Origin of the sequence: Enterobacter sp. BNK-13 (assembly GCF_048685015.1) — a bacterium.
GTDB classification, from domain to species: domain Bacteria; phylum Pseudomonadota; class Gammaproteobacteria; order Enterobacterales; family Enterobacteriaceae; genus Enterobacter; species Enterobacter quasiroggenkampii.
Genome location: NZ_JBLQTP010000001.1, coordinates 263,174 through 275,741, shown reverse-complemented (window position 1 = coordinate 275,741; position 12,568 = coordinate 263,174). Strand labels below are relative to the sequence as shown.

At 56.2% G+C, this 12,568-nt stretch carries 12 protein-coding genes; 3 read left to right on the top strand and 9 right to left on the bottom strand.

The window, feature by feature from the left end:
- Positions 1-68 precede the first annotated feature (68 nt).
- Positions 69-773: a DUF1120 domain-containing protein gene (locus ACMGGQ_RS01325; RefSeq protein ID WP_045907742.1), complete on the top strand. Its 705-nt coding sequence runs from the start codon at positions 69-71 to the stop codon at positions 771-773.
- A 43-nt stretch (positions 774-816) separates the two neighbouring features.
- On the opposite strand, the gene deoD is transcribed toward ACMGGQ_RS01325, so the two are convergent.
- From deoD to deoC, 4 genes are all read right to left on the bottom strand, one after another.
- Positions 817-1,539, bottom strand: coding sequence for a purine-nucleoside phosphorylase (deoD, locus tag ACMGGQ_RS01320; protein WP_045907741.1), 723 nt, complete (start codon positions 1,537-1,539; stop codon positions 817-819).
- A gap of 103 nt (positions 1,540-1,642) precedes the next feature.
- Positions 1,643-2,866 (bottom strand): phosphopentomutase, encoded by a 1,224-nt coding sequence (deoB, locus tag ACMGGQ_RS01315; RefSeq protein ID WP_014882457.1) that lies wholly within the window; start codon positions 2,864-2,866, stop codon positions 1,643-1,645.
- A 53-nt stretch (positions 2,867-2,919) separates the two neighbouring features.
- Positions 2,920-4,242 carry a thymidine phosphorylase gene (gene deoA, locus ACMGGQ_RS01310; protein ID WP_024908263.1) on the bottom strand — a complete coding sequence of 441 codons (1,323 nt, stop codon included), beginning with the start codon at positions 4,240-4,242 and terminating at the stop codon, positions 2,920-2,922.
- Positions 4,243-4,350: 108 nt separating this feature from the next.
- The gene (deoC, locus tag ACMGGQ_RS01305; protein WP_003856543.1) at positions 4,351-5,130 is read right to left on the bottom strand and encodes a deoxyribose-phosphate aldolase; all 780 of its coding nucleotides are present in this window, start codon (positions 5,128-5,130) and stop codon (positions 4,351-4,353) included.
- Between the two features lie 262 nt (positions 5,131-5,392).
- On the opposite strand from deoC, the gene ACMGGQ_RS01300 reads away from it, so the two are divergent.
- On the top strand, positions 5,393-6,940 hold the full coding sequence (locus tag ACMGGQ_RS01300; protein ID WP_420289505.1) for a YjjI family glycine radical enzyme: 1,548 nt from the start codon (positions 5,393-5,395) through the stop codon (positions 6,938-6,940).
- The gene (locus ACMGGQ_RS01295; protein ID WP_229226404.1) at positions 6,915-7,775 is read left to right on the top strand and encodes a YjjW family glycine radical enzyme activase; all 861 of its coding nucleotides are present in this window, start codon (positions 6,915-6,917) and stop codon (positions 7,773-7,775) included. The genes ACMGGQ_RS01300 and ACMGGQ_RS01295 overlap by 26 nt, the downstream gene beginning before the upstream one ends.
- On the opposite strand, the gene ACMGGQ_RS01290 is transcribed toward ACMGGQ_RS01295, so the two are convergent.
- From ACMGGQ_RS01290 to prfC, 5 genes are all read right to left on the bottom strand, one after another.
- A complete protein-coding gene (locus ACMGGQ_RS01290; RefSeq protein ID WP_262805686.1) occupies positions 7,770-8,552 on the bottom strand; it encodes a TatD family hydrolase in 783 nt (260 codons plus the stop codon). The two genes, ACMGGQ_RS01295 and ACMGGQ_RS01290, sit on opposite strands and share 6 nt — an antisense overlap.
- Positions 8,549-9,601: a patatin-like phospholipase family protein gene (locus tag ACMGGQ_RS01285; RefSeq protein ID WP_008502074.1), complete on the bottom strand. Its 1,053-nt coding sequence runs from the start codon at positions 9,599-9,601 to the stop codon at positions 8,549-8,551. The genes ACMGGQ_RS01290 and ACMGGQ_RS01285 overlap by 4 nt, the downstream gene beginning before the upstream one ends.
- A 120-nt stretch (positions 9,602-9,721) precedes the next feature.
- Positions 9,722-9,883 (bottom strand): DUF1328 domain-containing protein, encoded by a 162-nt coding sequence (locus ACMGGQ_RS01280; protein WP_003856556.1) that lies wholly within the window; start codon positions 9,881-9,883, stop codon positions 9,722-9,724.
- Between the two features lie 127 nt (positions 9,884-10,010).
- Positions 10,011-10,628 carry a molecular chaperone OsmY gene (gene osmY, locus ACMGGQ_RS01275; RefSeq protein WP_008502075.1) on the bottom strand — a complete coding sequence of 206 codons (618 nt, stop codon included), beginning with the start codon at positions 10,626-10,628 and terminating at the stop codon, positions 10,011-10,013.
- 299 nt (positions 10,629-10,927) lie between these two features.
- Entirely contained in the window at positions 10,928-12,517 is a 1,590-nt protein-coding gene (gene prfC / locus ACMGGQ_RS01270) for a peptide chain release factor 3 (protein ID WP_008502076.1), read from the bottom strand.
- Between the last annotated feature and the right edge of the window lie 51 nt (positions 12,518-12,568).

Below are 12,568 nucleotides of genomic sequence, written 5' to 3'. Positions count from 1 at the left end.
TAAACCTTTTAAATTATGGATCCGTCCATTCAATTTAATATTCATTACATCTATGTTAAGGATTAACCATGAAAAAGAGTCTCCTTGCCGCCGCACTGGCACTGGCAGCGACCTGTGCTCATGCGGGTGACACAGCGGTACTGAAAGTCAAAGCGTCGCTGACCGGCAATTCCTGTACGCCTGAACTCAGCAACAATGGCGTGATCGATTTCGGTACCGTCCAGGTCGGCGATCTCTCTCAAACCCAGGCAACCCAGTTGGGTGAAAAGGGACTGACACTTACGATCAACTGCCCAACGCCGACTAAAGTGGGCTGGAGCATCGCGGATAACCGCGCAGACACCAACGCCAGCACCGGCAGCAGTTCCAATCTGAAGGTGATGAATGCGACGTCTAACGGTGGCGAGCTGCGCGGCAGCATCTCGACCTTTGGTCTGGGTAAAACGCATGACGGTAAGAACATCGGCGCATACTCAGTGTATACCAGCACCGGTGACGTCACGGCGAATGGCGCAACGGTTGAGCCTATCCGTACTGCGCTGTCTGCAGGTACAAGTATGGGCCGCTGGCAGAAAGCCAATGGTGGCACCATTGCGAACAAAGACCTGGGTCTGATGAGCGTGGCATCTGCCGGTAAAACCGACCCGATGGCGGTGACCAGCGTCTCTTTCCCGCTGAACGTCTCGCTGGCAGTGGAAAACCTGAAGAAGCTGTCTCTGACGGAAGACACCGAGTTTGATGGTCAGGCGACGATCAGCGTCGTGTATCTGTAAGAAGTGAAAATGCCGGGCAGCGAATGCCGCCCGGCAGACAACATTACGCTTTATCGCCCAGCAGAACGGATTCCAGCGCGATTTTGATCATGTCGTTGAAGGTGGTCTGACGCTCAGCGGCAGTGGTCTGCTCATGAGTACGGATATGGTCGGACACGGTGCAGATGGTCAGCGCTTTCGCACCAAACTCAGCCGCAACGCCGTAGATGCCCGCCGCTTCCATTTCCACGCCCAGAATGCCGTATTTTTCCATCACGTCGAACATCTCGCCGCCGTCTGGTGCATAGAACAGATCGGCAGAGAAGAGGTTACCCACGCGCGCGTCAACGCCAAGCGCTTTTGCCGCGTCAACCGCGTCACGCACCATGCCGAAGTCAGCGATTGCCGCGAAGTCATGGTCTTTGAAACGCATGCGGTTTACTTTGGAATCGGTGCAGGCACCCATGCCGATAACCACGTCGCGCAGCTTAACATCCATACGCACCGCGCCACAGGAGCCCACGCGGATGATTTTCTTCACGCCGAAGTCGGTGATCAGCTCTTTGGTGTAGATAGAGCAGGATGGGATACCCATACCGTGACCCATGACGGAGATTTTGCGGCCTTTATAGGTACCGGTGAAGCCCAGCATGCCGCGTACGTTATTCACTTCACGCACGTCTTCGAGGAAGGTTTCTGCAATGTGCTTCGCGCGCAGCGGGTCGCCCGGCATCAACACGACGTCAGCGAAATCACCCATTTCTGCATTAATGTGAGGAGTTGCCATCTTCAGTTCCTTTTACATTGTTGTTTTTGCCGGGTGGCGGCTACGCCTTACCCGGCCTACAAAACCGTAGGCCCGGTAAGCGAAGCGCCACCGGGCAATGACATCAGAACATGGCCTTGCCATATTCCATGTCAGACGTACCAAAATATTTCGCCAGGGTCTGGCCGATGTCCGCGAAGGTTTCACGGTGACCCAGCGAGCCCGGCTTCACTTTCGGGCCGTACACCAGCACCGGAATGTGCTCGCGGGTGTGGTCGGTACCGGTCCAGGTTGGGTCACAGCCGTGGTCCGCGGTCAGGATCAGAATGTCATCTTCACCCACCAGCTCCATCAGCTCCGGCAGACGGCGGTCGAACAGCTCAAGACCCGCAGCATAACCCGCGACGTCGCGACGGTGACCCCAGGAGGAGTCGAAGTCCACGAAGTTGGTGAAGACAATGGTCTTGTCGCCCGCTTCTTTCATCTCTTTGATGGTGGCATCGAAAAGCGCATCGAGACCGGTCGCTTTGACCTTTTTGGTAATACCGCAGTTAGCGTAGATATCCGCGATTTTACCCACGGACACCACGTGACCGTCTTTCTCATCGACCAGCTTCTGCAGCACGGTTGGCGCCGGCGGCTCAACGGCCAGATCGTGACGGTTACCGGTACGCTGGAAGTTACCCGCTTTGTCACCAATAAACGGACGCGCGATCACGCGGCCAATGTTGTAGCCGCCTTCGGTCAGCTCTTCGCGGGCGATTTCACACAGCTCGTAGAGTTTATCCAGGCCAAACGTCTCTTCGTGGCAGGCAATCTGGAACACGGAGTCAGCAGAAGTGTAGAAAATCGGCTTGCCGGTTTTCATGTGCTCTTCGCCGAGCTGGTCCAGAATCACGGTACCGGAAGAGTGGCAGTTGCCGAGGTAACCCGGCAGGTTGGCACGCTTCACCAGCTTATCGAGCAGCTCCTGCGGGAAGCTGTTCTCGTGATCGGAGAAGTAACCCCAGTCGAACAGCACCGGCACACCGGCGATTTCCCAGTGGCCAGACGGGGTGTCTTTACCGGAGGAGAGCTCGTGCGCCCAGGCATAGGCGCCCACGACTTCCGCGTTACCGTCCATACCGGCTGCGATTTTACCGGTAGAGCCTTCATGCGCTTTCACCAGCCCGAGGCGGGTCAGGTTAGGTAGAGTCAGAGGGCCTTTACGACCGTTGTCCGCTTCGCCTTTCGCACAGGCTTCCGCGATGTGACCCATGGTATCGGAACCCACGTCACCAAAACGTTCTGCATCTTCGGTTGCGCCGATGCCGAATGAGTCCAGCACCATAATAAATGCACGTTTCATAATTGTTCTCCGTACGTAGTGCTTCAAAAATTATCGATCAGATCAGTATACCGCTATTCGGTGATACGGCGATAGACAGTCGGTGTGGTTTCCGGTGCTTTATCGTCAAGCGTGATGGCCGCTTTCACCGCTTTCGCCGCTTCCTGCCAGCTGGCTTCGTCTTTGGCGTGGATCACCGCCAGCGGACGTTGGCCGTCAACGCTGTCGCCCAGACGGGCCATATCGGTAAAGCCGACGCTGTAATCAATGGTGTCTGAGGCCTGACGACGGCCGCCGCCCATTGAGACCACTGCCATGCCGAGGGCACGGGTGTCCATGGCGGAGACAAACCCTTCGCTATCGGCATACACCGCTTTGCTGAGCGTCGCGGTTGGCAGGTACTTCGCGTAATTTTCGACGAAATCGGTCGGGCCTTTTTGCGCCGCGACCATGCGGCCGAAGATCTCCGCCGCTTTGCCGTTGTCCAGCACCGCCTGCAGCTTCGCGCGGGCGTCGGCGTCGTCTTTGGCGAGCTTGCCGGAGATTAACATCTCCACGCACAGCGCCATGGTGACGTCGAACAGACGCGGGTTACGGTATTCCCCGGTGAGGAACTGGACGGCTTCACGCACTTCGACGGCGTTACCGGCGCTGGAAGCCAGCACCTGGTTCATATCGGTGAGCAGTGCGGTAGTGCGCACGCCTGCGCCGTTGGAGACGCCAACGATCGCTTCGGCCAGCGCCTCAGAGAGTTCATAGGTTGGCATAAACGCTCCGCTGCCTACCTTCACGTCCATCACCAGCGCGTCCAGCCCTTCTGCCAGCTTCTTCGCCAGGATAGAGGCGGTGATCAGCGGGATGGAGTCAACGGTCGCGGTGATGTCGCGGGTCGCGTAGAAACGCTTGTCTGCCGGAGCAAGAGAGCTGGTCTGGCCGATAATCGCCACACCAACGTCTTTAATAATGTCGCGGAAGCGGTTGTCATCCGGGAAGATATCGAAGCCCGGAATGGCTTCCAGTTTGTCGAGCGTACCGCCAGTGTGGCCCAGGCCGCGCCCGGAGATCATCGGGATGTAACCGCCACAGGCTGCCACCATTGGGCCGAGCATCAGGGAGGTCACGTCACCCACGCCGCCGGTGGAGTGTTTATCCACAATCGGGCCGTTAAGGTTGAGGCTTTTCCAGTCCAGAACGGTTCCTGAATCTCGCATCGCCATGGTCAGCGACACGCGCTCAGGCATCGACATATCGTGGAAGAAAATGGTCATCGCCAGAGCCGCAATCTGCCCTTCTGAGACGGTGTTATCACGAATGCCGTTGATGAAGAAGCGGATCTCTTCGTCGCTTAATGCATGACCATCACGTTTTTTACGAATAATTTCTTGTGCGAGAAACACGGTAACCTCCATGCGGAATCGGGGGAATTGTGGCGGGTGGCGCTACGCTTACCCGCCCTACGATCCTGTAGGCCGGATAAGCGAAGCGTCATCCGGCATTGTTGGCAATCAGTAGCTGCTTGCGCTCTTACCGTCGCCGTGACCCAGCGCCTTCAGCAGGCTGGCCAGCAGGCTGGACGCACCGAAGCGGTAGTGACGGGAATCGGCCCAGTCGGCGCCGAACAGTTCGTCGGCAATCGCCAGGAACTGCTGCGCGTCTTCGGCGGTACGCACGCCGCCCGCAGGTTTGAAGCCTACGGTTTTGGACACGCCCATGTCGCGGATCACTTCCATCATGATGCGCGCGCTTTCCGGGGTCGCATTTACCGGCACTTTACCGGTAGAGGTTTTAATGAAATCCGCACCGGCTTTGATGGAGATTTCAGAGGCTTTACGAATCAGCGCCTCTTCTTTCAGCTCGCCGGTTTCGATGATCACTTTCAGCAGCACGTTGGCCGCCGCACACGCGTCTTTACAGGCTTTAACCAGGTCAAAACCGACCTGCTCGTTACCGGCGATCAGCGCGCGGTAAGGGAACACCACGTCAACTTCGTCTGCACCGTATGCAATCGCCGCACGGGTTTCTGCCAGTGCAATCTCGATATCGTCGTTGCCGTGCGGGAAGTTAGTCACGGTTGCAATGCGCACGTCCGGGGTGCCCTGCTCTTTCAGCGTCTTACGGGCAATCGGGATAAAGCGCGGGTAGATACAAACGGCTGCGGTATTACCCACTGGCGTTTTCGCCTGATGGCACAGGGCGATGACTTTCTCATTGGTGTCGTCATCATTCAGGGTAGTCAGGTCCATCAGTTTCAACGCGCGCAGGCTGCTTGCAGTTAAATCGGTCATAACAATCTCCAACGGCAGTGCCGTATAAATTTTACCTTGCGGGTCTGTGAGTATTCTAACATCCACCCGCATCCACACTTCGACATTCATCACAGTTAATGAAAACTGCGTACAAATTTGCATTACTGTAATGAGATCTTCTTCAAACTTTAGTGCGCAAATTGCCGACTAAAGCAGCAATACCCCCTGTGGGATCAAAAGCGCCAACAGGCAGGCTTTCTACAATCCGTTCATCATCCGCAGAACATTCAAGGAAGCGAATATGCCCCACTCCAGCCCCGACGCCCTGCAGCAACGTTGCCAGCAGATTGTGACAAGCCCGGTGTTAACCCCAGAACAAAAACGTCATTTTCTGGCGCTGGAAGCGGAAAACAACCTGCCGTATCCGGCACTTCCTGAAGCTGCGCGCGCCGCGCTGGACGAGGGGTTTATCTGTGACATGTTCGAAGGCCATGCGCCTTACAAACCCCGTTACGTTCTGCCGGATTACGCAAAATTTCTGGCTAACGGTTCAGAATGGCTGGAGCTGGAAGGGGCAAAAGATCTCGACGATGCCCTCTCGCTGTTAACCATCCTCTACCATCATGTTCCGTCCGTCACATCGATGCCGGTCTATCTCGGCCAGCTTGATGCGCTGCTGCAACCGTATGTTAGAATTCTAACACAAGAAGAAATCAATAGCCGAATAAAACGTTTCTGGCGCTATCTTGACCGTACGCTGCCGGATGCCTTTATGCATGCCAATATCGGGCCGGAAGATACGCCCATCACCCGTGCCATTCTGCGTGCCGATGCAGAGCTGAAGCAGGTCGCGCCGAACCTGACCTTTATTTATGATCCAGAGATCACCCCGGATGATTTACTGCTTGAGGTGGCGAAAAACATATGTGAATGCAGCAAACCGCATATTTCTAATGGCCCGGTGAATGATAAAATTTTCACAAAAGGCCGTTATGGCGTGGTGAGCTGTTACAACTCCCTGCCTCTGGCTGGCGGTGGCAGCACCCTGGTGCGTCTCAATCTCAAGGCCATCGCCGAACACAGCACGTCAAGTGAAGACTTCTTCAGCCGCGCCCTTCCGCACTACTGCCAGCAGCAAATGGCCATCATTGATGCCCGCTGCGATTTCCTGTATCAACAATCCGGCTTCTTTGAGAATAGCTTCCTGGTGAAAGAGGGGCTGATTGATGCCGATCGGTTTGTGCCGATGTTTGGCATGTACGGTCTGGCAGAAGCGGTAAACGTGCTCTGTGAGAAAGCAGGCATCGCGGGACGTTACGGCAAAGATGAGCAGGCCAACGCGCTGGGCTATCGCATCAGCGAACAGCTTGCGGCGTTTGTCGAAAGCACGCCGGTGAAAAACGGCTGGAAGCAGCGCGCGATGCTTCATGCGCAGTCGGGGATCAGCTCCGATTCGGGCACCACGCCGGGCGCGCGCCTGCCCTACGGTGACGAGCCGGATCCCATCAGCCACCTGCTGGCGGTGGCCCCCCATCACAAGCACTACTCTTCCGGGATAAGCGATATCCTGACGCTGGATGAAACGGTAAAACGCAACCCGCAGGCGGTGGTTCAGCTGTGCCTGGGCGCGTTCAGGGCGGGTATGCGCGAGTTTACCGCCAACGTCGCGGGTAACGATCTGGTGCGCGTCACCGGGTATATGGTGCGGCTATCGGATCTGGAGAAATACCGGGAAGCAGGGTCGAGAACGAACACCACGTGGCTGGGGGAAGAAGCCGCACGCAATACCCGCATTCTGGAACGTCAGCCGCGCGTGACTAGCCATGAACAGCAGATGCGCTTTAGTTAGTCAGGTCATTCCTTTTTCCTGCGTGGACGGGCCGGGCAGCCGCCTGGCCCTGTTCCTGCAGGGTTGCAACCTGCGCTGTAAAACCTGCCACAACCCGTGGACGATCGGCCGCTGCAACGACTGCGGGGACTGCGTGCCCCACTGCCCGCACGACGCGCTGACCATTCAGGCCGGGCGCGTCTGGTGGCAGGAGAACGACTGCCAGCAGTGCGACACCTGCCTGCACCTGTGCCAGCAGCAGGCGACGCCCATGGCGCAGCGCCTGAGCGTGGAGGAGATCCTCACCCAGGTCCGCAAATCCGCACCGTTTATCGAAGGGATCACCGTAAGCGGCGGGGAGGCCACAACGCAATTGCCGTTTTTAGTGACGCTGTTCACCGCGATCAAAGCCGATCCCGCCCTGAATCATCTGACCTGCCTGGTCGACAGCAACGGTTTGTTAAGCGAAACCGGCTGGCAAAAGCTGCTGCCGGTACTGGATGGCGCGATGCTGGACCTGAAAGCATGGGGGAACGAACACCACCGCTTCCTGACCGGACGCGACAATCAGCAGATCAAGCAGAGTATCCGCTGGCTGGCAGAACGCCACCGTTTAACGGAGCTCCGCTTGCTGGTCATTCCGGGGCAGTGTGATTACCTGGAACATCTGAAGCCGCTGACGGCGTTTATCCACGGGCTGGGAAACGTGCCGGTACGCCTTAACGCGTTTCATGCGCATGGCGTGTACGGTGAGGCGGCGTCGTGGCGTAGCGCCACGCCCGAGGACGTTGAACCGCTGGCGCGGGCGCTGGAAAAACAGAGGATAACGGTGATCCGCCCGGCGCTTTATCTATAGCGTGATGCCAAATACCGAACGCGTATTTTCCAGCAGCGCATCGGCAATTACCTCTTCCGGCTCCTGTCGCAGTTCACACAGGGTGGTGAACACGCGCGCCGCCTGTTCCGGGCGATTCGGCTGTCCCTGAAAACCGTTCAGCGGCATGTCCGGCGCATCGGTTTCCAGCAGAAGCGCCGACAGCGGCAGCTGTGCCATCACGTCACGGGTTTTACTGGCGCGCGGATAGGTGATGGTGCCACCCACACCAATTTTGTAGCCCAGTTCAATGAAACGCTGCGCCTGCTGCAGGCTGCCGGAGAAACCGTGTACGACGCCCCTGCGCGGCAAATCGATGCGCTTCAGGTGCATTGCCAGCTTATCGTGCGTACGTCTTGAATGAAGGATCACCGGCAGATCGTGACGCTTCGCCAGCCTGAGCTGCGCGTCGAGGATCGTCTGCTGGCGCTCAAAATGCGGATCCTCGCGATAAAGATCGAGGCCGATCTCCCCGATGGCGACAAGCTTGTCCTCTGCGGTCTGCAGGATCTCATCAAGTCTCTCAATGTGCTCATCACGATGCCGCTCAATCACGATCGGATGCAGGCCGAGCGCCGCATAGAGCGCGGGGTGCTGTGCAGCAAGATCCAGCACCCGGGAAAAGTAAGCCGCTTCCACTGACGGCACAATAATGGCCTGAACGCCTGCGTTAGCCGCTTTCGCAATACTGTGTTCTTCATCTCCCGTAAACGGTGGGAAATCAAAGTGGCAATGGGTATCGACAAAGCGGTGCGTCACGCCAGATCCTCGTTATCCAGTAAAGCGTCATTCGCCTGCGGAATGTCCACCAGGGGCACCGTCAGAGCGTCGTTGGCGACAATCGCAGGCGGCGTAATAATGCGTTTATGGCGATGAAGCGGCGGTTGCTCCGCCAGCATTTTCCCCACCGTCGCCAGGAAGTAGCGTCCACACAGCCGCCCCGTTTTGTAATCCATGCGCAGCGCAGGGACGCGGCTGCCCAGCGCCATGCTCAGCAGCGGCTTAGGCGGATAAATTTCAAAAATACGCAGCTTACCCGGCGGCTTTTCAATGAAACGCTGCATCGCGCCGTAGGTGGTTTCATGCTGCTTCGCGATGTTCACCAGCGGCTGCAGGCTGCTGTCGCCCAGCCAGCGCTCCATCCGCTTAAACCACTGTGGGGTGTAATACATTTGCGACGGTACGGTACGGATCACCACAATGGTTTTCGCCCCGCGACGGGCGGCTTCCTGCACCGGCACGGCGTCACTGATCCCGCCGTCCAGATAGCTAATGCCGTCCAGCAGCGCACCGGTACGATAAAAACCGGGAATGGCGCTGGAGGCGCGGATAATGTCCAGCCAGTTCTCCTTCTGCGGAGAAAAATAGCCCGGCGAATAGTCATCCCCCCGGCTGGCGCACATCCAGAATTCTTTACCGCTATCAAACAGGCGGGCCGCGGTGTCCATGGCCAGCGGCATCTGGCTGGAAGTTGATTCCAGCAGCCAGTCGAGGTCGATCAGGTTACCGCCGCGCACAAAGCGCACCGGATTAAAAAATTCTTTCGCCGTGGTGTAGCGCATGATGACCTTTCGCGCGTAGCCGGGCTGGTTACAGACATAGGCAGAGAGATTCTGCGCCCCGGCAGACGTGCCGAAGTACAGGTCAAACGGGTTGAACTGCGCGCGCATAAATTCGTCCAGCACGCCAGCGGTAAAAATGCCGCGCTGTCCGCCACCCTCGCAGACCAGCGCGAGTTGACCTGCGCGAAACGGTTTTAACGTCAGCGGCGCAATATTGCCGAGCGTAACGGGAATTCGTTGCCCCACCTCTGCTTTCCTGTTTTGATTATTTTATAACACCACAGTAACGCACCCGACCTGTTACGCAAATAAGAAAAAGCCAGTCACAGTGACTGGCTTTATTTTGTTGAAGGAATATTGCGTTTGCTACGGACGTCGACGCCCCGTAAACAGGCTGACCAGGAACAGAATAATACCGACAACGAAGACAATTTTAGCTGCCCATGCCGCTGTACCTGCCAGTCCACCAAAGCCCAATGCGGCGGCAATTAACGCGATAACCAGAAATATAATGCCCCAACGAAACATAAGCTTCTCCTTTACCATAGTTAATGTCGGCCGCTAAACGTGAGCGCTCAGGTCACTCACCGGCGTTTTTCCAGAGTCGTTCTTATATCGCCCGCAGGTTTTAGCCAGACGGGCGAATGGTCCAGATTTACTTCGTTTTCAGATCGTTTTTAACGCTTTTCACACCATCAATCGCTTTCGCAATGGACTCGGCACGTTCACTTTGCGCCTGCGAATCTACCGTACCGGAAAGCTGAACCACACCATCGGTGGTTTCCACTTTCACCTTACGGGACGGCACGATGTCATCTGCTAAAAGTTTAGCTTTGATTTCGCTGGTGGTGGCTGCATCACCGGCATAACCTTTCACCGACGCATTTTTGCCGTCACGGACATGCAGCTTATCGCTGACGGAGGCAACGCCTTCGACGCCTTTCGCCACTTTCACCGCCTGTTCTGCCTGAGCCTGGCTTTCAACAAAGCCGCTCAGCGTGACCACTTTTTTGTCGGTCTTAACGGAAATATCGGTGCTCTTGATGGCTTCATCATCCACCAGTGCGGCTTTCACTTTTGCTGTGATAGAGCTGTCATCCATGAAATTGCCGACTTTATTCATAGAGCTATCGATTTTTTGCCCTGCGCTGTCAGCCGTGGATTGTGCTTTATCCATGGTGCTGCTTTCCGCCAGGGCGGAGCCGCTCACCAGAACGCTACCCAGTGTTACAGCCAGCAGAGTTTTAGAAATCTTCAGTCTTGTCATATTCATCGATCTATTCCTGTGTTGACCCGTTATTCGGGCTACGTACTTCCTTAGTAGTGATATATATTGCGAATAAACACGCGGGCAAAATGGATAACCTAAAGCCATGCATTGAACAGTTAATTTATCCACACCCGGTGTTAAACACTGAGTTAAATATAGATCACTCTCACAGAGCCGCTTTCAGAATTGGGTAAAAAATGGGCGAATAGCGTGAAATTGCGTTGAATTAAGAACATTCCGCAAGGGATTAATAAGACAGGAATAAAAGAAGAGCACGGCTGCTGCCGTGCTCTGAGAGGGGATTAGTGCTCGCGGGTTTTACGGAACTGAACGTCCGGATAACGTTCCTGCGTCAGGTTCAGGTTGACCATCGTTGGCGCGATATAGGTCAGGTTATCGCCGCCATCCAGCGCCAGCTGAACTTCATTCTTACGCTTAAATTCTTCGAATTTCTTCACGTCAGAACACTCAACCCAGCGCGCGGTCGCGACGTTCACCGATTCGTAAATCGCTTCTACGTTGTATTCGCTCTTCAGGCGCGCAACGACCACGTCAAACTGCAGCACGCCGACCGCACCAACGATCAGATCGTTGTTCGCAATCGGGCGGAAGACCTGCACGGCGCCCTCTTCGGAGAGCTGAACCAGGCCTTTCAGCAGCTGTTTCTGCTTAAGCGGATCGCGCAGACGAATGCGACGGAACAGTTCCGGTGCGAAGTTCGGAATACCGGTGAACTTCATCATTTCACCCTGCGTGAAGGTGTCGCCGATCTGGATGGTACCGTGGTTGTGCAGACCGATGATGTCGCCCGGATAGGCTTCTTCAACGTGCGAACGGTCACCCGCCATAAAGGTCAGCGCGTCGGAGATGACAACGTCTTTACCGATACGCACCTGGCGCAGCTTCATGCCCTTTTCATATTTACCGGACACCACGCGCATAAAGGCCACGCGGTCACGGTGTTTCGGATCCATGTTGGCCTGAATCTTAAATACGAAGCCGGTGAACTTCTCTTCTTTTGCTTCCACTTCACGGGTGTCGGTTTTGCGCGGCATTGGCTGCGGCGCCCACTCCACCAGACCGTCGAGCATGTGGTCAACGCCGAAGTTACCCAGTGCGGTACCGAAGAAGACCGGGGTAATTTCGCCGCTCAGGAACAGCTCTTTGTCGAATTCGTGAGACGCGCCCTTGACCAGCTCCAGCTCGTCGCGCAGCTGCGCGGCCAGCTCTTCCCCGACCGCCGCGTCCAGATCCGGGTTGTCCAGACCTTTAACAATGCGCACTTCCTGAATGGTGTGGCCTTTACCGGTCTGATACAGGTAGGTTTCGTCTTTATAGAGGTGATAAACGCCTTTGAACAGCTTACCGCAGCCAATCGGCCAAGTGATTGGCGCACAGGCGATCTTCAGCTCGTTTTCCACTTCATCCATCAGCTCCATCGGATCGCGGATGTCACGGTCGAGTTTGTTCATAAAGGTGAGGATCGGCGTATCGCGCAGACGGGTCACTTCCATCAGCTTACGGGTACGATCTTCTACACCTTTCGCGGCGTCGATCACCATCAGACAGCAGTCCACCGCCGTCAGGGTACGGTAGGTATCTTCGGAGAAGTCTTCGTGGCCCGGGGTGTCCAGCAGGTTCACCAGGCAGTCGTGATACGGGAACTGCATCACGGAGGTGGTAATCGAAATACCACGCTGTTTTTCCATCTCCATCCAGTCGGATTTTGCATGCTGGCTGGAGCCACGGCCTTTAACGGTACCCGCAGTCTGGATCGCCTGTCCGAACAGCAACACCTTCTCAGTGATGGTCGTTTTACCGGCATCGGGGTGCGAGATAATGGCAAAAGTGCGGCGCTTGGCCACCTCTTGCAGATAAGGAGACAACGTCATAATTAAATCTTCTTTTATAAGCGCGGCAGCACGCCACGCATCATGGAATAC